Below are 22687 nucleotides of genomic sequence, written 5' to 3'. Positions count from 1 at the left end.
AATAATTCCGAATGCTACGACGAATTAGAATATTTAAGCGCCCATAATAAAAAAGCTGCTTGCGCCAAACGGCGCAAGCAGCTTTTTTATTATGGGCTTAATTGTCTCTCAACGCTCCTGTTTGGGTTTGTACCCAACCTGTGCGGTGCGTCTTTCCAATCATCGCCCAGCGGAAGAAGTTGGCTTTGCGGCCGATCTAATGAAAACGGTTCCCGTAGCCGGCCTATTGCGCTTTTATCCTGGGACAGAGCATATTCAGGCCTTTTTTTCATATACATAGCTATAGAGGATGCACGGTGTGGAGGTGTTGGTATGGCAAAACAGTGGAATAACTGGAAAAGCCAGTGGGATACAAGGGACAACTGGCAATATCGCGATGAAGAGCCGGATTATGGCTGGCTTAAGCGGACAATTGCAGCAGCTGTTATTTTTGCAATGGTTTATAGCGCCCATCTTTCCGATACATCCATCGGGCGGATGGTCGGCTCAGGGGTTACGCATTTCCTGAATGTCCACACTGATTTTAATTATATGATTGATCAGGCTGTAGCCTATGCGCCGGCGAATGTTGATACTTCGCTGTTGCAGCGGGCCAAAGCGGTAATGTCAAAACCAGCCGACCCTTTAATGTATATGACCAAGCCGGTACCAGGACAAATTATGGCCGGTTATGGGTGGCGAACCCATCCGGTATTAAAAAAGGAAATGATGCAGGAGGGGCTTGAATTTGAAGCTCCGCTGGGAACCGGAGTCCGGGCTGCTGCAGCCGGAACCGTAAAAGCTGTTGAGGATAGCGCACAGCGCGGAAAAACGATAACGATTGACCATGGTAAAGAACTGGAAACTATTTATGGGCATTTAAGTGAAGTTCTGGTACAGCCGGGTGATGCGATTAGTCAGGGGCAGATTGTTGCTAAATCGGGTAAGAGTGGAATAGCAAGCGGCCCGGTATTGTATTTTGAACTGCGGGAAAAAGGGCTGGCAATAGACCCGGCGACGCGGTTAAAAGGCGAGTTTCCGCCTGAAGGAGGTAAATAAGTTTTGCGGGTAGGCAAAGTGCGAAATACACAGTTTATTCTCAATAACTGGTTTTTGGTGCTGATTGCAATATTTGCTGTTGCCGGAATGGCTCAAAAGGTACTGCTCGTCTTTGGTTCTGTACTATGGCATGAATTTGCTCATGCCGTTGCGGCCCTGGCCTTAGGTTACAAAGTCCGGGAAATAGAACTTCTGCCGTTTGGCGGTGTGGCGCGTATTGACCGGCTGGGAGAGGCTTCGGCTAAAAGCGAAATCTTAATGGCAGCCGCCGGACCGGCAGCAAGTATGGTTCTGGCGGCTGCCATTTATCTGACGATTGATTTAACCCCCGCCAATGAATATTGGCAGTTTTTTTATGAGATTAACTTGATGCTGGCCTTGTTTAACCTGATTCCGGCGCTGCCCCTGGATGGAGGACGCATTTTACGTGCGGTGCTGGCGTTGCAGTGCGGCTATGGAAAGGCCACGCTGGTCGTAGCCAACATGAGCAGGGCAGTCAGTGGCGGTCTGATGGTAAAGGTATTGTATGATTATTGGTTTTTTCAGCTGCTTAACTTATCCTTGATCATTGCGGCATTCTTTTTGTATGTTGCCGCCAAAGCCGAATTAAAGGTGGCGGGATACCGGACGATGCGGATTCTGGCCAATAAAAAGGCTGACTTATGTTCGCGCGGTTATATGCCGACCACCCATTACACAGCGATGGCCAATGCGTCGGTCCGGGATGTGGTAAAGTTATTTGAACCGGAGCGGTACCATATCATTCTGATTGTTGATGAATCCTACCGGATTCGCGGTTCTCTTACTGAAACAGAGGTATGGGAAGCGCTGCCCGTACGCGGCTTGTATGCTAAAATGGGAGACTTTCTTTAACTGTTGCAGGACTTTCCGGTAAAGGAAGAGAAAATAAAAAGGTTAGTTAGAGCCGTGCGTATATGGCATAGATGTAAGGTGACGACCCGCCATTGAAGGGAAAGGATCGTGCCGGAATAGGAAGTTTAGGGGTTACAGAGCACTGATTGGGGCAACCTATAGTAGAAATCAGTACGCCGAATTGTGGATAAACGCCTTAGTACTAAATGGAGGTTTCAATGATCAAACTAGATCCTGCAGTAATCAACCGGGTAATCAAACCGGCCCGGTATACCGGCAATGAAGTAAACAGCGTCAAAAAAAATCATGCCGGCGTCAAAGCAACAATAGCGTTAGCCCTGCCCGATGTTTATGAAGTGGGCATGTCAAATCTGGGGTTAAAGATTCTTTATCAAATTTTAAATGACCGGCCTGATACGGCTGCCGAGCGGGTTTATGCCCCGTGGGTTGACATGGAGGCTGAAATGCGGGCCAATGATATTCCGCTGTATACATTAGAGAGCTTTACCCCGGTTAAGGAGTTTGATATGATCGGCTTTTCCCTGCAATATGAGCTTATTTATTCTAATGTGCTCAATATGCTGGATTTAGCGGGTGTTCCGCTATTGTCGACAGACCGTACCGACGGCCATCCGTTCGTGATTGGCGGCGGGCCCTGCGCTTACAATGCGGAACCGGTCGCGGATTTCTTTGATCTGCTCGTAATTGGTGAAGGCGAGGAGGTTATTGAGGAGCTTGTTACAGCGTTAATTGCCTGGAAGGAAAACGGCTGTTCCGGCGGCCGGATTGCTTTTCTAAAACAAGCGGCCGGTATTGCGGGGATCTATGTACCTGCTTTTTACCAGGTAGCCTATCGGGAGGACGGCACAATTGCCGCAATCGTACCTAACTGCAGTGCGGCCAAACCCACGGTAAGCAAACGGGTAGTTAAGGATCTGAATAAAGTTAAATTTGCAACCAAGCCGGTAGTGCCTTATTTGGATATTGTGCATGACCGGATTATGCTTGAATTATTCCGCGGCTGTACCCGGGGCTGTAGATTTTGCCAGGCGGGTGTATTATACCGCCCGGTGAGGGAAAGAACGCCGGAAACGTTAATGGAAATTGCCCGACAGCTCGTTGAAAATACCGGTTACAATGAAATTTCCCTGACTTCGCTGAGTTCGGCCGACTATTCCTGTCTGCATGAGATCGTGCGTGAATTGATTACCCGCTTCAGTGAGAAGGGTGTAAGCGTATCGCTGCCGTCGCTGAGGATCGACAGCTTTTCAGTTGAATTGGCGCAGGAAGTGCAGCAGGTTCGTAAAAGCGGTCTCACTTTCGCCCCTGAGGCCGGAACGCAGCGGCTGCGTGACGTAATTAATAAAGGGGTAACCGAACAAAATCTGGAAGCGGCGGTTGGCGCGGCTTTTCGCCAGGGCTGGTCAACAGTGAAGCTGTATTTTATGATTGGCCTGCCTACCGAGACTGATGAGGACGTATTGGGCATAGCTGACCTGGCTTACAAAGTACTTGATTTGTATAAGCAAATCAAAGGACGGCGCGGGGCTAAAGTAACAGTCAGTGTATCTTCTTTTGTCCCCAAGCCGCATACCGCCTTTCAGTGGTTTGGCCAAACGACAATGCAGGAATTGGCGCGCAAGCAGCAACTGCTGAAGAACAGGTTAAGAGATCGCAGTATTTCGTTTAGCTATCATGATGTTGCTACCAGCTTTCTCGAAGGGGTCTTTTCCCGTGGAGACAGGCGCCTGTCTCAGGTGCTGCTGACGGCATGGCGCAACGGGGTTAAATTTGACGGCTGGTCCGAGCATTTTAAATATGATGTGTGGATGGCTGCTTTTGAGCAATGCGGAATTGATCCGCATTTTTACGCCAACAGGAACCGTACACAAGATGAAATTTTGCCCTGGCGGCATCTTTCCAGCGGAGTCAAGCCGGAGTTTCTGGCTAGAGAATACCGCAATGCAGTCCAAGCCGGGTTTACGCCTGATTGTCGCCGGGCTAGCTGCAGCGCCTGCGGTGTATGTCAGGGACTTGGGGTGGAAGTGCTGGATTGGGGGAAAGAGGCATAATGGGAAAACTGCGGGCTGAAATAACGAAGGGCGAAGAAATTCGATATATTTCGCATTTGGATTATGCCAGGGCAATCGAACGGGCCATCAGGCGGGCGCATTTGCCGGTTGCTTATTCCGAAGGGTTTAACCCCCATATGAAGATCGCTTTTGCCTCGGCTTTGGCTGTGGGGGTGACCAGTGAGGCGGAATATCTGGATATTGAAATGAAAGAAGCTGTTGAACCTGATTTGCTGCGTCAACGGTTGCTGACGCACCTGCCCCCCGGTATAGAATTAAAACAGGTCAAATACTTACAGCAGCAAAAGCAGCGGGCATTGATGGCTTTGGCGGATCTGGCCCGATACACGATTGCCGTACCGCTTTGCGGCAGCAGTTTCGCTGCTGCCCAAAGCGCGATTGCCTCGTTTAATCAGGCGGTTGAGGTTCGGTATATCCGGGAATCGCCTAAAGGGAAAAAAGAGGTTGATGTCAAAGATTACCTAAAACAGGATATTATTGCAATGCCCGATAAAGATTTGCTCATTTTACATATGGCAATTGAAATTACACCGTCCGGCAGTATTAAACCCGGGGAAGTGCTGCGGGCGCTGGTAGACCAATTTGATTTAGCGGTAAAAGAAGCAGGGGCGCTGATTCATCGGACCGGGCTGTTTACCACTGCTTTGACGGCAAGGATTTCGCTGTTTGATGCATAGTAACTGAAGGAGAAGAATGATGGCTAAAACCATTGTGGTTAATGTTATGCCTGAGGAAACCAGGATGGCGCTGCTTGAAGATGACGAACTGCTGGAAGTATCGGTGGAACGGACCGAGAGCGGCAATATTGTGGGGAACATTTATAAAGGTAAAATAAAAAATGTACTGCCGGGGATGCAGGCCGCGTTTATTGACATTGGACGTGATAAAAATGCCTTTTTATATGTGGGAGATATCCTGCCGCCTGACGTGGCTCAGCCCTCCGAGCAGATGTTAACCGCCGGCCAGGATATTTTGATCCAAATTGTCAAAGATGCCATTGGCACCAAGGGGCCACGGGCGACTACGCATTTAACGCTGCCGGGCCGTTATGTGGTGCTGATGCCAACCGTTGATTATATCGGCATATCCCGGCGGATTGTCAGCAACGGAGAACGCGACCGGTTAAAACAGCTGGCCGATAAAGTGCGCCCGCCGGGCATGGGCCTGATTGTCAGGACGGTAGCTGAAGGAAAATCCGAGGAGGATCTCGGCAAAGACATTGCTTATTTAGTAAACTTATGGAACGCTTTGGCGGCCAGGGCTAAGCGCAGTAATGCGCCGGCGCTGTTATACCGTGATGTGGATTTGGTCATCCGGATTGTGCGGGATTACCTTGCGGCTGATATTGATGAATTTATTGTTGATCACCGGGAGGCATATGGGCGGGTTTGCGATTTATTGAAATTTATATCGCCGGAAATGCTGGATAAAATCCGTCTGTATCAGGGAGCTGAGGACATCTTTAGCCATGTCGGCCTGACTTCGGAGATGACCCGGCTGGGGCAGCGGCAGGTTTGGCTGAAATCGGGCGGTTATATTGTAATTGACCGGACCGAAGCGCTGACGGTAATTGACGTCAACACTGGCAAATATGTCGGTCATACCAATCTGGCGGAGACTGTTTTTGAAACCAACCGGGAAGCAGCCGGCGAAATTGCCAGACAGCTGCGCTTGCGGGACATTGGCGGCATCATTGTTATTGATTTTATTGATATGGATTCAGAGGAACACAAGCAGGCCGTACTGGGGACGCTGGAGGAAAAACTCAAGCGCGATAAAACCAAGACCAATCTTTTGGGACTGACCAGTCTGGGGCTGGTAGAAATGACGCGTAAAAAAGCCCGCCAGAATTTTGAAGGCGTACTGTACAGTGAATGTCCCTGCTGTGAAGGGCGGGGGCGGGTACAATCACCGGAAACTGTCTGGATCAACGTGTGCCGGGATTTACGGAAAATTGCCAGGCAAAAGCAGGTGCAGGGAATTCTGGTAGTGCAAATGCACCCAAGAGTGGCTGCGGCTTTTGACAAGGATCGTGAAATTACCCGGATGGAAAGGGAAATTGGCCGGCGGTTGACCATTGAGGCGGTGCCGACAATGCATCCTGAAGTATATTCTATTTTACAGGTCAGCGATCAATAGGCAGTCATTGACAAACAGTAAGCCAATATGGTAAAATTTTATTCTGTAGGCTCTAGTACTTGGTGGTTTAAAGGCTAGCTTACTTTCCCAAACCGCACGAAGAGGTTGGTTGAAAACAGTTAAGCGCTGTACCGTATTCGGCGAGTCTAGTTGATAGGGAGGTGTAATAATGTACGCAATTATTGAAACTGGCGGTAAGCAATACCGTGTAACTGAAGGCGATGTTGTAACTGTTGAAAAAATTGAAGCCGGCGAAGGTGAAACTGTTGAGTTTGACCGTGTTCTGACAGTAGTCAAGGACGGCTCGGTAGTGCTTGGCAAACCTGTGGTTACAGGAGCTAAAGTAACTGCAAAGGTTGTAGCTCAGGGAAAAGCGAAAAAGATTTTGGTTTTCAAATATAAAGCAAAATCGAACTATCGCCGACGTCAGGGCCATCGTCAACCGTTTACTAAATTGGTTATCGAAAAAATTGAAGCTTAATAATGATTAAGATAAAAATTTTTCGCACCCCCGATCATTTGATCGAAGGATTTGATGTCAGCGGCCATGCCAATACGGCTCCGCATGGGCGGGATATTGTCTGTGCGGCGGTATCGGCATTAACCCAGACGGCGGTGTTAGGGCTGGAAGGTTACTTACAGCGTTCTTTTCAACTGGATATGGCCAATGGCAGGCTGAAGGTTATGCTTGAAGCAGAGCCGGATCAATTGACGGGCGCTATTTTAGAAACTATGGTGCTGGGCTTATTGGAGATCGAAAAAATAAATCCGCAGGTTATTCGCATTTCAGAGTACAGGAGGTGAGATGAGTATGTTCAAGTTTGATTTACAGTTGTTTGCTACCAAAAAAGGTGTAGGCAGCTCTAAGAATGGTCGTGACAGTGAGGCGAAACGCCTTGGCGTGAAGCGCCATGCCGGTGAAGTAGTCACCGCTGGCAGCATTTTGGTTCGCCAAAGAGGTACTCACTTCCATCCGGGGAAAAACGTTGGTATTGGCAAAGACGATACCTTGTTTGCCAAAGTAGCCGGCCGGGTGGCTTTTGAACGTAAAGGCCGTCAAGACAGGCAGGTTAGTGTATATCCGCTGGAAGAAGCTATTTAACAAACAATACCTGCGGCCAGTAGCCGCAGGTATTGTTTTGCAATACAGGTACGCGTCCACAAACCGAGCTGGTGCTAGATTGGGTTATTTTACAAATCTAGCGCCGGCTTTTCCTGCAAAAACAGGAATTTTGACTAAGCAGGGCGAAAGATTATTTATTGCGCCAAAATAAGGAGTGAGCTAAAGAATGACTACTGAAACGGCCAATAAAGAGATCTGTGAGGTTCTGCTCAAAGGACTGAAAATTCAGCGACACGATTTTATCAACCATATTCAAGTGATTCATGCATTATTGCAATTGGGACGGGTAGAAAAGGCTTTGAAATATATTGAAGATTTGGCAAAAGACCCTGAACTGATGTCAACTCCGCTTAGAATGCACCATTGCCCGGATGAATGCCGGCGCAAAGCGGCTATAAGTGACTAATTTATCGCCCAATGGTACATATTACAGAATAAATAATGATAGATTTCCGGATAGTAAAGGGGATAAATATGTTTATTGACAGAGCCAAAATACAAATCCGAGCAGGTGACGGCGGTCACGGAATGTCCAGTTTCCGCCGGGAAAAATTTGTGCCGAAAGGCGGGCCGAGCGGCGGTGATGGCGGGCGGGGTGGAGACGTGATCTTAGTTGTCGATGAAAACCTCAATACCTTGATCGATTTTCGTTATAAGCGTAAATATACTGCTCCAAATGGCGTGAACGGACAAACGAAGAATATGCACGGTGCTGCTGCGCCGCCGTTATATATAAAAGTTCCACCCGGAACATTGGTAAAAGATGAAGAAACCGGGGAAATTATTGCTGATTTAACAACAGCCGGTCAACAGGCCGTTGTGGGCAAGGGCGGCCGGGGCGGCCGGGGCAATGCCCGTTTTGTCAATAGCGTGCACCGCGCGCCCACCTTTGCTGAACAAGGCGAACCCGGAGATTCGCGCACCTTGCAGCTTGAGCTTAAACTATTGGCTGATGTGGGACTGGTCGGGTATCCCAGTGTGGGCAAATCCAGCATTATTTCCATGGTTTCAGCGGCTAAGCCCGAAATTGCCGCTTATCATTTTACCACTTTGACGCCGGTGCTGGGGGTCGTGAGTATTGCTGAAGGGCGCAGTTTTGTGCTTGCCGATATCCCGGGGCTGATTGAGGGCGCACATGAGGGCGTTGGACTGGGGCATGACTTTCTCCGGCATGTGGAGCGGACAAAAGTGATCATTCATGTTTTGGATGTCGCCGGTCTGGAAGGCCGTGATCCAATTGAAGATTATCAGAAGATTAATAATGAGTTAAAATTATATAATGAGCGCCTGGCCAAACGACCGCAAATCGTTGCCGCCAATAAAATGGATTTGCCCGATTTTGCGGCAAACTATGCCAGAATTGCCGAATATATGGACAAAGAAGGCCGGGAGATCTATCCTGTCTCAGCGGCTACCGGTGATGGCCTGACTCAGCTAATGCAGCGGGTATCGCAAGTACTGAGCGAGTATGTTGAAGAACCGGAGAGTGAAGCAAGCACGAAAGTTTATGTAGCCCGGCAAGAAGAGGACTTTACAATTGGCCGCGATGATGACGGCGCGTTTGTGGTCAAAGGCAAAGGAATTGAAAAGCTGGTAGCCATGACCAATTTTGCTAACGATGAAGCTGTCCAGCGCTTTCAGGCCATTTGGCGGCGTCTGGAGATTGAAGCTGCCTTAAAAGAGCGTGGCGTACAGCCTGGCGATACTGTCCGGATCAGGGATATGACCTTTGAATTTAAGGAATGAGGGGATTTATTGGTGGAAAGTGTTTTAACAGGAAAGCAAAAACGATTTTTACGGTCACTGGGCAGTACCATGGACCCGGTCGTGCAAATCGGGAAGGCCGGTGTGGTGGAAACAGTCGTTGACAGCGCGCGCGATGTCTTGGCGGCTCGCGAGCTCATTAAAGTCAGGGTATTGCAAAATAGTCCGGCTGAGCCGGGGACGGCGATTGCCGAATTAGCCGAAGCCGTACAGGCCGAACTGGTGCAGGTGATTGGCCGTAACGGTTTGCTGTTTAAGCCGAATCCTGAGAAAAGTAAAATCGAATTACCTTAACCATAGAGTATAGGCCTGCAATGGGGGAGAAATCATGGTTACCAGAGCAACGATTGCCAGTGCCAAACGGTTGGTGGTTAAAGTGGGTACCAGCACATTAACGCATCATACTGGCAAGCTTAATTTTTTTCGTATTGAAAAACTGGTACGTGAATTGTCTGATTTGGCAAATCAGGGCAAGCAAATTATCCTGGTAAGTTCGGGGGCGGTTGGCGCAGGCCTTGACCGGCTGGGGTTAAAGGAACGGCCGAAAACCATTCCTGAAAAACAGGCGGCGGCAGCCGTGGGCCAGGGCATTCTGATGCATACTTACGAAAAATTATTCCGGGAGTATGGTCAGACGGTTGCCCAGGTTCTGCTGACCAGGGAAGATTCCGTCAAACACAAGCGTTATATCAACTCGCGCAATACCCTGCTGACGCTGTTGTCGATGGGAGTTATACCGGTAATTAATGAGAACGACGCGGTGGCGGTAGATGAGTTGAAAATTGGCGACAACGATACTCTTTCCGCAACAGTTGCAACCATTGTCGATGCAGATGTATTAATCATTTTATCTGACGTGGAAGGCGTATTTGATGATAATCCCCAATTAAATCCTGCCGCTAAACGAATTTCCGAAATTGCCGACATCACAACCGAGATTGAAGCTCTGGCAGGCGGACCGGGCTCCAGCCTGGGGACCGGCGGTATGCATACAAAGATGCAGGCCGCCAAAATTGCGGTGAACTCCGGGGTTACCATGCTGATTGCTTCAGGTCTGAGGGACGGTGTGGTAAGGGATATATTAAGCGGGGCTGATGTCGGAACAATCTTTTTGTCCAAAGAGACCCATCTGCAGGCCCGTAAAAGCTGGCTGGCGTTTGGCGCGCGGATTTCGGGCGCGGTAACGGTTGATCCGGGGTGCGAGCAGGCTATTTTAGAAGGCGGTTCCAGCTTGCTTGCAGCCGGCATTACCGGCGTCCAGGGCCGGTTTGAGCAGGGCAATACCATCCGGGTATTAAATGCTGCGGGCCGGGAATTTGCCAGGGGCCTGGCGAATTATAACGCTGAGGAAATTATGCGGATTATGGGGCATCATACCAACGAAATAGTGCAAATTCTGGGCTCTAAATCGTACGATGAGGTCATTCACCGGGATAACCTGGTGTTAATGGCGTAGCATACCTGGGAGGGAAAGGCAATGGATTATTGTACCGAGCTGGCGAAGAGAGGCTGTGCAGCGAAAACCGCAGCCCGCAGTCTGGCGACTTTATCAACTGCAGTTAAGAATAATGCATTAATGAATATGGCTGCCGCTTTGGAAGCAGGCTCTGCAAGCATCTTAAAGGCCAACGGCGATGATATTGCCGTTGGGCGTCAAAGGGGGCTTTCTCCGGCGTTGTTAGACCGGCTCATGCTGAATGAGGCAAGAATTGCCGCGATGGCTGAAGGTTTGCGGCAGATCGCTGCATTGCCTGACCCGATTGGGGAGGGGCTTGGCTTGCAGCGTCGTCCCAATGGGCTGGAAATAGCTAAAGTGCGGGTTCCTCTTGGCGTTATCGGCATCATTTATGAAGCCAGGCCAAATGTGACTGTTGATGCCGCCGGCTTGTGTTTAAAAGCCGGTAACGCCGTAATTTTACGGGGCGGTTCGGAGGCCATTAACTCTAATCGTGAAATTATTCATCATATCGCCCAGGCTGCTTATTCGGCAGGTATTCCGGAAGGCGCCTTCCAATTTATTGAAACAACTGACCGCCAGGCGGTAAACGCTTTGCTGAAGCTAAATCAATATCTCGATGTCATTATTCCCCGGGGGGGAGCCGGCTTAATCAAAACGGTAGTTGAAAACAGTAGCGTACCGGTAATTGAAACCGGGACAGGGGTATGCCACACGTTTATCGATGAAAGCGCCGATATTGACCTGGCTCAGGCCATTGCTTTTAATGCCAAGGTTTCCCGGCCGGCGGTTTGCAATTCTATGGAGACTTTACTGGTACATCAGGCCATCGCTGACAAGTTTCTGCCCGGTATGCTGGAGCAGTACAGCAAAGCCGGAGTGGAGCTGAGAGGCTGCCCGGCAGTGATGAAATACAATCCGGCTGTTAAAGCCGCTGCCGACCAGGATTGGGCAACCGAATACAGCGATTTGATATTGTCGGTCAAGGTAGTGGGTGATTTGCAAGCTGCAATTGATCATATTGATCAATATAGCACCCGTCATTCTGAAGCAATTATTACCAGAGATTACGATAATGCCCGCCGCTTTCAACAGGCGGTTGACGCCGCAGCGGTCTATGTAAATGCATCAACCCGCTTTACTGATGGCTTTGAGTTCGGGTTTGGCGCTGAAATAGGAATCAGTACCCAAAAAATTCATGCGCGCGGTCCAATGGGTTTGCCGGAGCTTACCAGTGTCAAGTATATTGTCAATGGCAGTGGGCAAATACGTTGATAATGACTACCGGTTTGAACAGGCACGATTATTTCCTTGTTTCAATATTATGAATGAGTTTTGGCGCTATCTCGAAGCTTTGCACGCCTACTGCAAAACTGCCAAAGCCCGTCACGACTTGTTTGATTATCTGCGCGCGGTATTGGTGATGCTTGTGGTCATGGCATTGATAAGAGCTGCCGCTGAATTCCTGAAATAAACGCCGGCTGTATTTTGACAGTTTACATTGGTATGCGATAAGAACCTTTGACAGGAGATTCATTTATGTCAGTAGTTAAATCTAAAATTGGCATTATGGGTGGAACTTTTGATCCCATACATATCGGGCATTTGGTAACGGCGGAAGCTGTACGAATCGAATACTTGCTGGATAAAGTGATCTTTATTCCGGCTGCCAATCCACCGCATAAACAGGACCAGCAAGTTACGCCCGCGATGCACCGCTATATTATGACCGTAATGGCGACCAATTCAAATCCTTACTTTTTTGTATCCGATATTGAACTGGAGCGGCCCGGCTTATCTTATACGGTTGATACGGTAACGAGACTGATCGGAAGATTTGGCGCACAGACTGATTTTTATTGTATCACCGGTGCTGATGCTATTCAGGAACTGCCAACCTGGGAGAAAGTCCATGAATTATTAGAGCTATGTCATTTTATTGCAGCTACCAGACCTGGCTGCAATAGTACCCTGGATGATGTAATTACGCATTTTGGATTGCAAGGACGCAAGCGGATTCACCGTTTGGCAACGCCCGAGCTCGAGATATCCTCTACCGATATCCGGGACAGAGTAAAAAATGGCTTGTCAATCAAATATATTGTGCCGGAGAGCGTGGAAACCTATATCTTAAAAGAAGGCTTATATCGCTAAATAGGCGGTGCCAAATAAAGGCAGGCATAAAATAACCGGATTCGCAGATAATGTTAATGCAAGTAGAATCCATGGAAAGAGAGGTGATCTCAATGGCAAAAACTCTCTATGTCGGCAATTTGCCGTGGTCGACAACTGATACTGCACTGACTGAAGTATTTAGTTCCCACGGTGCTGTAATATCAAGCAGAATTATCACCGATAAAGAAACTGGTCGTTCAAGAGGTTTTGGCTTTGTTGAAGTTGAAGATGAAGACGCAGACAAAATGGTTGAAGCTTTGCATGGCTCTGAGTTTGGCGGGCGACAGATTGTTGTTAATGAAGCGAAACCAAGACAAAGCTAAGCTAAATAAATTCTGATAAACTGCCTCTCGGCTGCGGGAGGCTTTTATTTTTGTGCTTTGACAGTTTTATTGCCAAATGACTTTTAAGTAAGGCCTGGCAGGAATTTATCAAGATTTGCTGAATTTTAGCTGATGGGTGATGGAAAAGATGCGAATAGAGCAAATTTCGGAGAAATTAGCGCAAAGATTATCTAATAAACGTTTTCAGCATTCGGTTGGCGTGAGCAATACGGCCCAAGCGCTGGCCAGGCGTTATCAGTGCAGTCCGGAAAAGGCAAAACTGGCCGGTTTATTGCATGATTGCGCCCGTGAGTTAACCAGTAATCGCCTATTGTCAATGGCTGAAGCCTTTGGTATAGTGGTGGGAGACATTGAGCGTCACCATACAGTTCTGCTGCACGCATTGGTTGGCGCAAGAATGGCGGAGGCTGAGTATGGCGTGTCGGACGATGAAATCAGACAGGCTATCGCTCTTCACACAACTGGCGGACCGAATATGACAACTTTGGATAAGATTGTCTTTTTGGCGGATGTCATTGAACCTGGACGCTCGTTTTCCGGGGTTGAGGCGATCCGGTTGTTGGCAGCGGAAAATCTGGATAAGGCTGTATTGGCAGCCTTCAACCAATCAATTATATTTCTTGCCGGCAAAAACAGCATAATTCACCCTGATACGATCATTGCGCGCAATGCATTACTGTTTACTGATTAAACTAATTTTGTTTTGCGGGAAAGGAGGAGGCTGTGATGAGTAACGGACGGCGCAAAATTCGCTGGACAAGAGTATTGGTATTATTCATTATTGTTATGGCTGTGGTCATGGCGGCAACTGGCGCTGCTCATTATGTTTATACTGTCTTCCGCCCTCCGGCTGCAGTTGTTGCTCCGGCCATGACTGAGCAGCCCGCCGAAAAATTTAATAAAAATACGAATATATTACTGATGGGCGTGGATGATGGGGAACCCCAAATTAAGGCGGCTGTCAAGCCAAAGCGCTCAGATACGATGATTGTGGCAAGTATCAATCCTGAAACGGGTGCGATAAACTTGTTGTCAATTCCCCGCGATACCCAGGTGGTCATCCCGGGACGGGCAGGCTATGACAAAATAACGCATGCTTATTTTTATGGAGGTCCTCAATTGGCGGCCCGTACTGTCGAAAACTTTTTACAATTGCCGGTGAATTACTATGTCACAATTGACTGGCAGGCTTTTATTAAAGTAATCGATATTTTAGGCGGAGTGAACTTGTATGTAGAAAATAATATGGATTATGAGGATCCGTATGCTGATTTGCAAATTCATCTTACCAAAGGCTATCAGCACTTGAATGGAGACAAAGCCGGGCAATATGTGCGTTTTCGCCATGATGAGCTGGGCGATATCGGGCGGGTGCAGCGCCAGCAACGTTTTTTAAAAGCACTAAGTGATGAATATATGCAGGTAGGGACAATTGTAAAACTCCCCGCTTTAGCTACGACAATGAATCAATATGTTTCCACCGACATGTCGATGATGGATGTGCTTAAACTGGTCAATAGCCTTAAAGGCTTTAAACATGGAATGATGCAGGCCGAAATGCTGCCAGGCCAGTTTGCAACTATTGATGGTCTGAGTTACTGGATTCCTGATAAAGAACAGACCAGGCAGCTGGTGGAACGGATGTTTACCGATAATGTTTTCACGAAAGATATTTATTCGAATAGCAGCGCGAATATTAACTAATACCTATCGTTTATCAGCCAGGCTGTTTTTGCAATCGAAGCGCAGAAGCCGTTCCTATTGGATAGGTTAAAGGACAACGAAACTTTACGGCAATAATCCGCAAGTATCCACAGGAATTAGAGTTACCGCACGATTGAAAGGGGATGGTTTTACTGCAAAAAAGCAGTTAAGCCATCCCCTTTGCGTGACAAGCAGTTTTACGGAAGCTTTCTGCCAGTCCCTCTCAGGTACTATGCTCCGCAGTGCCTGCCGCCAGCAACTCTGAGCTGACTAGCCGGGTATAAAAAAACAGTTTCAAGCCTGAGGTTTATTGAAGGTGTTGCTCTATGCTATAGCTTCAAAACTATAGAGAAGGGCCTTTTTAAGTTTTTAGTCGTATTTTGCAGGAAACTTGACAAATAAGAAGAATAAAATAATGCTGGAATGAAATAATGAACAATAGCAATGCTTAATTTACAGGAGGCAATAATGACTCAATTGAATCAATTGGCGGACCTCATCGCTGCCGCTGCCAGTGCCAAGAAAGCCCAGGATATTGTGATTCTTGATATGGATGGCGTAACATTGATAACAGACTATTTTATCATTGGCAGCGCCAATTCAACTACACAGGTTAAAGCAATCGCAGACAATATAGAAGAAAAATTAGCCGAACAGGGATTTAAATTGCTGCATAAAGAAGGTTACCGCGAAGGGCGTTGGATATTGCTGGATTATGGCAGTTGCATTGCTCATATATTTGTGGAAGAGGACCGGCGTTTTTATCATCTGGAGCGGTTGTGGGGAGATGCAAAATCCTATACATATGATAAATAGAGGTAATATGATGAGCAATAATGACAAATTAAAGCCGAATAACGTTGCTACGCTGAAAGTGGTGCGCGTTAGCGAATTGGGCGCATTTTTGGATGCCGGAACAGGAAATACAAATGATGATATCTTGCTGCATAAAGTCCAACAGGCCCATCCTGTTGCTGTTGGCGATGAAGTTAATGTTTTTTTATATCTTGATCCAAAGGGCCGCTTAACAGCCAGCATGCGGGTACCGCAAATGCGCGAGGGGCAAGTGGCTAGAGTTAAAATTATCAACACCACGAAAGATGGTGCGTTTGCTGACGTAGGAGCCGAGCGGGGGATTTTCATGCCTTATGCCGGGATGCGAGGCAATGTTAAGACCGGTGAAACTGTCTGGGCCAAGCTTTATACCGACAAGTCGGGGCGAATGGCAGTTACCATGGAAGTTGAGGACGAACTGAGGCGTGCGGCAAAACCGGCGACAGATGTTAAGGTTGGCGATTTTGTAAGCGGCGCAATTTATAACTTTACCGATCAAGGGGCATTTTTATTTACCAAGGAACGCTATATTGCCTTTTTGCACAATCAGGAAATGCAGCAGCGTCCTAAAGTCGGTGAAGAGATAAATGCCAGGATTACCTATATTCGCGATGACGGCCGAATTAATGTGTCAATGCGGCCGGCGAAAGAGGATGCAATTACCGTTGATGCGGCTAAAATTTTGGAATTAATGAATGGTCGCGGCGGTAAAATGCCTTATAGCGACGAGACATCACCGGAAGTAATCAAGGCCAAACTTAATATGAGCAAGGCAGCTTTTAAGCGAGCTATCGGGCGACTGATCAAAGAAGGGATTGTTGAACAGAAAGAAGGCTGGACTTATCTCAAACAAGAACTCACTGAAACCTGACAGTGAGTTTTTTTGTATAATGGCAATTCAGTATAAAGCCTGCGGCTTTTACTAATTTTGCAGTCAGCGCAGGATTTTGGCATATTTTGGCGAAAGTGATAATTAAATAATGAAAAAGCCAATAAAATGGTATCCGGGGGAGTATATATGAGTGAGAAGGTTCTGGACAAAAAGGGTATTTTGCTGGAAACTGGTACAAATGAATTTGAAATCGTAGAATTTCATGTCGGGGCAGTAACTTATGGCATAAATGTAGCAAAGGTCAGAGAAGTGATCAATGTTGTAGAGGTTACCAAAATGCCGCAGTCGCACCTTTATGTTGACGGAATGTTTACCTTGCGCGGGCGGGTAATGCCACTTGTAAACTTAGCCCGTTGTTTGGGAGAGAGAGAAGATACAACAGCCAAAAATATCATTGTCAGCGAGCTGAATAATTATTTTGTCGGTTTTTTGGTTGACGGCGTTTCCCGTATCCACAGAGTTTCGTGGACTGCAATGGAACCACCGCCGGTGATTGGCGAATCCTCAATGGTTGTTGGCATTATCAAGATGGATGCCAAAATGGTTCTGCTGCTGGATTTTGAAAAAATTATTGCTGATATTAACCCGGACATGAATTTAAAATTGACCACTGTTCCGCAAAAGTCGGAAGATATCAAGGCGGAACGAGGCCGGAAAACTATTTTGCTGGCTGAGGACTCGCCAATGCTGCGTGAATTGCTGGTAGATACACTGCATTCGGCCGGCTATAGTAAGATTTATCCGTATCACAACGGCAAAGAAGCCTGGGATGCCCTTGAGGCGATTGCTCGTGGAGATAAACCGGTGGAAGACAGTATTTCAATTATTATTACTGATATAGAAATGCCGCAGATGGACGGACATCATTTGCTTAAACGAATTCGCGATGACCAAAAATTAACGCAACTCCCGGTAGTCATTTTCTCTTCGCTCATCAACGAGGAAATGCGTCGTAAGGGTGAAACAATCGGCGCTGATGGTCAAATTTCCAAGCCAGAAATTGGGCAGCTAATTGACCTTCTGGATAAACTGGTTTTGCAATAAACGATCATAAATTTTATGGTTTTTTTTCATAAATACGCTTGCAAAGTTACTATGTAATGTGTATAATAAGAAGGTAGCTTAACGACACATGATCGTAAGAATGCGATAATGTGCCAGTATATCTGGGGGTATAGCTCAGCTGGGAGAGCGCTTGAATGGCATTCAAGAGGTCAGCGGTTCGATCCCGCTTATCTCCACCAGAGAAATCAAGGGTTTGCAGAGATGCAAACCTTTTTATTATGTTAACATGCGCCTATGTCTGTACCTACAGGCTGAAATTATGGACAAAAATTAATAAAGTACAATGTAAAAGGACAGTATTTCAAGCCTGTTTTGTTTATTTTAGGCTATCTCAAATATTCTGCGTAACATCTGCTGACTGATTTTCGGTTGACTCCAAGGCATGTATATAAGTATTGCAGGTTGCCTTGCTAGCTTTTTCCGCGGCCTTCCTGCGTCCCCAACGGCGCGCATTATGGGCGTCCATAACCCCAATTTTCATATCGTTTCTAATGTTTGCTTCGTCTTTTCTGTTATCACATTGCCTGTATTCAGGGTTCCTTTCGGTTCAATTAAAACAACCTGAACTTCCTCTTGTGCTACTGGAAGATGATCGACTCCTTTAGGAATAACAATAAATTCACCTTCATTCAGCGAAATCTCATTATCTATAAATTTGATTAGCAGTTGCCCTTTTACTACAAGGAATAATTCATCTTCATTATCATGATGGTGCCAATCAAACTCTCCTTTTAATTTTACCAACTTGATATGAGAATCGTTTAACTCTCCAACTATTTTGGGACTCCAGAAATCATTGAATGAGCTGAATTTCTGCGATAGACTAACCTTATTCAAGGTACCATCTCCTTCGTTATTGTTATCTCTTAATTCAATAGAATAATAATATCTCCCTTCATCTCTTATCGGGATAAAATAGACCTTATGGCGGCACCCAACAAAACCTGACGGAACAATAGGCCGCTCAGTATCTGTTGGACTGGCGGCGGGTATATTCGGTAGACCGTATTTTTAGACGTGCGCCAGGCTGCATCACAAAGTCGGCGGCTGCGGCATGAGATATACTTGTCGGATACATGACAAGCAGGTGTTCTTATTTGATGAAGATGGGAAATGGAGTGAATTGTTCCGGTTGGCAGCCTTGCTGATCGGTTTTATTTTTTCTCCCTTACAAAATATGACATTGTTCGTTATGTAATCGGGTATAAAATCGAATTAAAACGAATTAAGGGAGGAACTGCTATGAAACTGAGAAAATCAATTGTGCTATCCTTAATGTTATTATGCTCGGTGGGTCTGATTGGCGGCTGCGGAACGAAAGAAACGCTGGCGACTGCTGCCGAGAAGTATCCGGAGAAAGCAATTACGCTGATTGTGCCTTATGCCCCAGGAGGTACTTCCGATATGATGGCTAGAGCGATAGGGAAAGTAGCTTATAAACATCTGGGACAGAATATCATCATAAAAAATGTACCAGGCGCCGGCGGGATTTTGGGCTGGAATGAGTTGGTGGAATCGGGGGATGACGGCTATACCTTAGGGACAGTGGATGCAAGCACATTATTACAGTCGCTTTATGGGACAACCCCGTATCACTATCCTTCGGCCATTGATCCACTAGTGCAAATTATGGAGCTGCCGGTTATTGCGGCTGTTCGTTCCGATTGTCCGTGGAACAGTCTAACCGAGTTAGTGGATTACGCTAAACAGCATCCCCACGCTATTAAATTTGGACATAGCGGGTTAGGGAGCGCAAATCATCTTGTCGGCGAAATGATTGCGCAAAATACCGGAATTGTCTTGGATCAAGTACCTTTTAAAGGCGCCTCGGAATCATTGGCTGCTCTATTGGGCGGACATGTTCAGTTAATGTTTGCTGCTCCGCCTGCTATACAAGAACATGTAAAAAGCGGTGCAGTGAAAGTCATTGGTGTTGGAGCCGCAAAGCGAATGAACGATTATCTTTTCAGCAGTGCGCCCACCTTTCAGGAACAGGGAGTAGATGTGGTATTCAGCTTCTTTGTGGGCATTGCGGCTCATAAAGGTATGCCGCCGGAAATAAAAGCTAAGCTGTTAGCTGGGCTTGAAAAAACAGTGAATGATCCTGAGTACATAGAAAATATGAAAAAGCTAGGCATGGAAGTCAACTATGTAGAACATCGAGAATTTTTAAAAAATTGGCTTGTTGATACTAAAAAAATCACGAAGGTAGTTAAAGAATCCGGAATTGCAGAAAAAATAGCAGCGCAGAAAAAGTGAGGCAGATCCAAGGGCAAAAAACAATTAAAAACGGCTAGAGGATAAGGCCTTAAAATAACAGAACCTGCGAGGTTTCGCAGGCTTCTTTTTATCTTGTTTTGAACTATGCGGCACACATTACCCATTTTGATTTGTGGAATATTTTATCGATAACATTTGCAGTTGAGGCTTGGGTGTGCCTGGTGAGGTAGCGGAGGTTTATTTGGTTGTGGACAATTTAGTAGGAAATATCTAATAAGGATTGATTCTTTATGCGAGTCTGGCAGTTAATTTCAACTATCTATCCCGCAATTTGTGTAAACCCTTTAATTGATGTAAAATATAAGCACAATCTTTGGCGCAAATCTATGATAATAGTTATTAAATCTTAGTTTTTTGATAACTTTGCATCAGCAATGGTGATACTATGCTGATGCCTTTGAAGGTTCCGGGCGGCATGCAGATAGTAGGGGGTTATATGGACAATTACGATAGAATGAAAAATTCTTATTATAAAGAATGGGAAAAATTTACGCAAACGGGTGATTGCGCTCCGGACATTATTCGACCGATGATACTTGCGTCCTGGAAACGATGCCGGGCACAGGGGCTTGATCCTTATGACAGTAAAAACTATTACGTTGAAGCTTCTCAAAAGTTTGATAAAGTGTTGAGCCGGAACCAGTTCCTGATTACAGTGGCCAAGCCTCATCTGGACATTTTGGCTCAAATTCTTGAAGGGACCGGGTTCATCGGATTGCTTGCCAGCAAAGAAGGGTATGTGCTGGATGCTGTAGGAAATCCGGAGCTGGTGAGGGAGGCCGCAAAGGAGTTTATCAGGCCGGGAGCAAAACGGATGGAGTCTGTGGCCGGTACTACGGCCATTGCCCTCTGTATTAGGCATAAGGAAGCTGTGCAGGTATTGGGTGCTGAACACTACTCAAGCAATTATCACGATTGGACTTGTTATGCGGCCCCAATATTCGGCGAACTTGGCGAATTGGCAGGTGTTTTGAATTTAAGCGGTGATGATCGCTTTATTCAAAAACATACCTTTGGAATTGTCATTGCCCTGGCAAAGGCGATAGAAGATGCTATTCAACTTCGTTCAATCAACAATTATCTCTATACTTGTATTGAAAGCTCTGAATACGGCATGGCAATTCTGGATAACAACTACAATGTCAAGCATTTAAATAAAAATCTGCAAAAATATAGCCTGCATACCATTCAAGAATTATTGGATCAACCGGTTAATCGTGTTTTGCTTTCCGACCCGCCGTTAGAAAAGCTATTGGAATCGGATAACAAGTTTTTTGAGAAAAGCGTTCTCGCAAAAAATAGAGACAATAAATATATCAGCCTTTTGATTAATATCCAGTCGGTATTTAATGAAGAAGGCGAATTGATTGGCAAGCTGATTATTACCAAAGAAAAAAAAGAACTGCATCGCCTGGTTCATCGCATGGTAGGCGCCTACGCCACATTTACGTTTGGCAATATTCTGGGGAAAAGCGAAAAAATTCTTCGCTCCATTGACTTGGCCAAAAGAGTTGCTCAAACTAGTGCCAGAGTACTCATTCAAGGCGAAAGCGGCACCGGAAAGGAATTGTTTGCGCAGGCGATCCATAACGCCAGCCCTTTGCGCGGCGGGCCTTTTATCGGTATTAATTGCAGCGCCATCCCCTCAGAACTTATGGAGAGCGAACTGTTTGGCTATAATGAAGGCGCCTTTTCCGGGGCAAGAAAAGGCGGGATGCCTGGAAAGTTTGAGCTTGCCGATGGCGGAACAATATTTCTTGATGAAATCGACAGCATCCCTCATGAGATGCAAATAAAATTATTGAGAGTACTGGAAGAAAACAAAATCACCAGAGTCGGCGGAAATGTTGTTTTACCTGTCAATGTACGAATTATCGCAGCAAGCGGCAAAAATTTGGGGGACTTAGTCAGGCAAGGGCATATACGGCTTGATTTATATTATCGAATTAACACCATTATCATAGAGATTCCTCCGCTCAGGAACCGCAAGGAGGATATTCCTCTGTTGGCGGAACATATTATTGTACTTAACTGTGAAAAGCTGGGGTTGAAGAAAAAGGTAATGTCGGCGGGTTTTTTAGCGGCGTTAATGCATTATGACTGGCCGGGAAATATTCGCGAACTTGGCAATACGATTGAGCGGGCGATTATCATTTCCGGTGAATCGGGTATGTTGGACGTACATTGTTTAGAAATCGGCTTTTCCAAAAATCAGCTATTTAGAAACACCGGATTGGAAAAAGGAAAAGTTTCTGAAGTAAAAACATTATGGCAAATTGAACGGGAGGCTATTGAGGAGGTTCTCAAACTAACCGGCAATAATTATGTCATGGCTGCTCAATTGTTGGGTATACACCGCAATACACTGCGCAATAAGTTGAAGGAATACAAATAAATAATTGACTGGGAATGAGGATCCTTTTTATTCGAACAAATTATTGCTGAATGGACTGTGGTTTAAAGCAAATGAGGCTTAACATTATACACCAGGCTGACCTTTCGGCGGAAAGGGTTTAGCCTGTTTTATTGTTTATTGCACAATTTTTGTGGACAAAAATTGTGCAATAAACTTAAATAATGCACAATTTTTGTCGTTAAAAAATTAATTCAAATAAGATAAGCAGGGAGAAAGGCAGAATAATCAACAGCAGAAGGGCATTTTCATGACAGACGGCAATATTGGCATGGTTTTTGCAGCTATACCTTAAAGGACAGGTTTATGCTCTGAGGAATGGAAGGACTGTCTGGAACCTGAAATTGGAGGTGAGGCGTGGGGCTGGTTAGGAAACAGGCAACATTTCATCCAATCTCTTGGACCTAAACATGCAGGTTGTCGACAGTACTTGCGGCAGCCATAAAGGATGCGGGAGTAGAGCAGTTATAACTGTTTGGAATATTTAGCAAATA

24 protein-coding genes and 1 tRNA gene are annotated in these 22687 nt (G+C 46.3%); 24 read left to right on the top strand and 1 reads right to left on the bottom strand.

Annotation, left to right across the window (positions count from 1 at the left end):
• Positions 1 to 312: 312 nt before the first annotated feature.
• From BLR06_RS04215 to BLR06_RS04110, 22 genes are all read left to right on the top strand, one after another.
• On the top strand, positions 313 to 1038 hold the full coding sequence (locus tag BLR06_RS04215) for a M23 family metallopeptidase (RefSeq protein ID WP_092068698.1): 726 nt from the start codon (positions 313 to 315) through the stop codon (positions 1036 to 1038).
• A gap of 3 nt (positions 1039 to 1041) precedes the next feature.
• On the top strand, positions 1042 to 1911 hold the full coding sequence (locus BLR06_RS04210; RefSeq protein WP_092068696.1) for a M50 family metallopeptidase: 870 nt from the start codon (positions 1042 to 1044) through the stop codon (positions 1909 to 1911).
• Positions 1912 to 2129: 218 nt separating this feature from the next.
• Positions 2130 to 3983, top strand: coding sequence for a TIGR03960 family B12-binding radical SAM protein (locus BLR06_RS04205; protein WP_092068693.1), 1854 nt, complete (start codon positions 2130 to 2132; stop codon positions 3981 to 3983).
• A complete protein-coding gene (locus BLR06_RS04200) occupies positions 3983 to 4681 on the top strand; it encodes a TIGR03936 family radical SAM-associated protein (RefSeq protein ID WP_092068690.1) in 699 nt (232 codons plus the stop codon). The genes BLR06_RS04205 and BLR06_RS04200 overlap by 1 nt, the downstream gene beginning before the upstream one ends.
• A 19-nt stretch (positions 4682 to 4700) precedes the next feature.
• Positions 4701 to 6143, top strand: coding sequence for an Rne/Rng family ribonuclease (locus BLR06_RS04195; protein ID WP_092068687.1), 1443 nt, complete (start codon positions 4701 to 4703; stop codon positions 6141 to 6143).
• A gap of 169 nt (positions 6144 to 6312) precedes the next feature.
• Positions 6313 to 6624, top strand: a complete 312-nt coding sequence (rplU, locus tag BLR06_RS04190; protein WP_092068684.1) for a 50S ribosomal protein L21 — start codon at positions 6313 to 6315, stop codon at positions 6622 to 6624.
• A 2-nt stretch (positions 6625 to 6626) separates the two neighbouring features.
• Complete coding sequence (locus BLR06_RS04185) at positions 6627 to 6947, top strand: ribosomal-processing cysteine protease Prp (RefSeq protein ID WP_092068681.1); 321 nt, start codon at positions 6627 to 6629, stop codon at positions 6945 to 6947.
• A gap of 7 nt (positions 6948 to 6954) precedes the next feature.
• Positions 6955 to 7245 (top strand): 50S ribosomal protein L27, encoded by a 291-nt coding sequence (gene rpmA, locus BLR06_RS04180; RefSeq protein ID WP_092069867.1) that lies wholly within the window; start codon positions 6955 to 6957, stop codon positions 7243 to 7245.
• A 187-nt stretch (positions 7246 to 7432) separates the two neighbouring features.
• Positions 7433 to 7672, top strand: coding sequence for a Spo0B domain-containing protein (locus BLR06_RS04175; RefSeq protein ID WP_092068678.1), 240 nt, complete (start codon positions 7433 to 7435; stop codon positions 7670 to 7672).
• A gap of 68 nt (positions 7673 to 7740) precedes the next feature.
• Positions 7741 to 9012, top strand: a complete 1272-nt coding sequence (gene obgE, locus BLR06_RS04170) for a GTPase ObgE (protein ID WP_092068675.1) — start codon at positions 7741 to 7743, stop codon at positions 9010 to 9012.
• 9 nt (positions 9013 to 9021) lie between these two features.
• On the top strand, positions 9022 to 9324 hold the full coding sequence (yhbY, locus tag BLR06_RS04165) for a ribosome assembly RNA-binding protein YhbY (RefSeq protein ID WP_217636824.1): 303 nt from the start codon (positions 9022 to 9024) through the stop codon (positions 9322 to 9324).
• Positions 9325 to 9358: 34 nt separating this feature from the next.
• Positions 9359 to 10486: a glutamate 5-kinase gene (proB, locus tag BLR06_RS04160; RefSeq protein WP_092068669.1), complete on the top strand. Its 1128-nt coding sequence runs from the start codon at positions 9359 to 9361 to the stop codon at positions 10484 to 10486.
• Positions 10487 to 10507: 21 nt separating this feature from the next.
• Entirely contained in the window at positions 10508 to 11761 is a 1254-nt protein-coding gene (locus BLR06_RS04155; protein ID WP_092068666.1) for a glutamate-5-semialdehyde dehydrogenase, read from the top strand.
• Positions 11721 to 11960: a hypothetical protein gene (locus tag BLR06_RS04150; RefSeq protein WP_173812506.1), complete on the top strand. Its 240-nt coding sequence runs from the start codon at positions 11721 to 11723 to the stop codon at positions 11958 to 11960. Before BLR06_RS04155 ends, BLR06_RS04150 begins: the two co-directional genes overlap by 41 nt.
• Before the next feature lie 65 nt (positions 11961 to 12025).
• Entirely contained in the window at positions 12026 to 12640 is a 615-nt protein-coding gene (gene nadD, locus BLR06_RS04145) for a nicotinate-nucleotide adenylyltransferase (protein WP_092068661.1), read from the top strand.
• 92 nt (positions 12641 to 12732) lie between these two features.
• Positions 12733 to 12984, top strand: coding sequence for an RNA recognition motif domain-containing protein (locus BLR06_RS04140; RefSeq protein WP_092068658.1), 252 nt, complete (start codon positions 12733 to 12735; stop codon positions 12982 to 12984).
• 148 nt (positions 12985 to 13132) lie between these two features.
• On the top strand, positions 13133 to 13696 hold the full coding sequence (gene yqeK / locus BLR06_RS04135; RefSeq protein ID WP_092068655.1) for a bis(5'-nucleosyl)-tetraphosphatase (symmetrical) YqeK: 564 nt from the start codon (positions 13133 to 13135) through the stop codon (positions 13694 to 13696).
• A 35-nt stretch (positions 13697 to 13731) separates the two neighbouring features.
• On the top strand, positions 13732 to 14709 hold the full coding sequence (locus BLR06_RS04130) for an LCP family protein (protein WP_092068652.1): 978 nt from the start codon (positions 13732 to 13734) through the stop codon (positions 14707 to 14709).
• Positions 14710 to 15177: 468 nt separating this feature from the next.
• Positions 15178 to 15525, top strand: coding sequence for a ribosome silencing factor (rsfS, locus tag BLR06_RS04125; protein ID WP_092068649.1), 348 nt, complete (start codon positions 15178 to 15180; stop codon positions 15523 to 15525).
• Between the two features lie 10 nt (positions 15526 to 15535).
• Positions 15536 to 16414, top strand: a complete 879-nt coding sequence (locus BLR06_RS04120; RefSeq protein ID WP_092068646.1) for a CvfB family protein — start codon at positions 15536 to 15538, stop codon at positions 16412 to 16414.
• A gap of 147 nt (positions 16415 to 16561) precedes the next feature.
• Positions 16562 to 17479: a chemotaxis protein gene (locus tag BLR06_RS04115; RefSeq protein WP_092068643.1), complete on the top strand. Its 918-nt coding sequence runs from the start codon at positions 16562 to 16564 to the stop codon at positions 17477 to 17479.
• A 124-nt stretch (positions 17480 to 17603) separates the two neighbouring features.
• Positions 17604 to 17679: transfer RNA gene (locus tag BLR06_RS04110), tRNA-Ala, on the top strand.
• A gap of 298 nt (positions 17680 to 17977) precedes the next feature.
• Here the strand turns inward: BLR06_RS04110 and BLR06_RS04105 are convergent.
• Positions 17978 to 18337 (bottom strand): cupin domain-containing protein, encoded by a 360-nt coding sequence (locus BLR06_RS04105; protein WP_092068640.1) that lies wholly within the window; start codon positions 18335 to 18337, stop codon positions 17978 to 17980.
• 405 nt (positions 18338 to 18742) lie between these two features.
• Between BLR06_RS04105 and BLR06_RS04100 the strand changes: the two genes are divergently transcribed.
• Positions 18743 to 19759 (top strand): Bug family tripartite tricarboxylate transporter substrate binding protein, encoded by a 1017-nt coding sequence (locus tag BLR06_RS04100; protein WP_245698013.1) that lies wholly within the window; start codon positions 18743 to 18745, stop codon positions 19757 to 19759.
• Between the two features lie 457 nt (positions 19760 to 20216).
• Positions 20217 to 22175, top strand: a complete 1959-nt coding sequence (locus BLR06_RS04095; RefSeq protein ID WP_173812587.1) for a sigma-54-dependent Fis family transcriptional regulator — start codon at positions 20217 to 20219, stop codon at positions 22173 to 22175.
• Positions 22176 to 22687: the final 512 nt, after the last annotated feature.

The sequence above is a fragment of the Dendrosporobacter quercicolus genome (assembly GCF_900104455.1).
Classification (GTDB): Bacteria; Bacillota; Negativicutes; order DSM-1736; family Dendrosporobacteraceae; genus Dendrosporobacter; species Dendrosporobacter quercicolus.
Note: the sequence above shows the minus strand (reverse complement) of the source record. Positions and strands in the feature narration are given on the sequence as shown.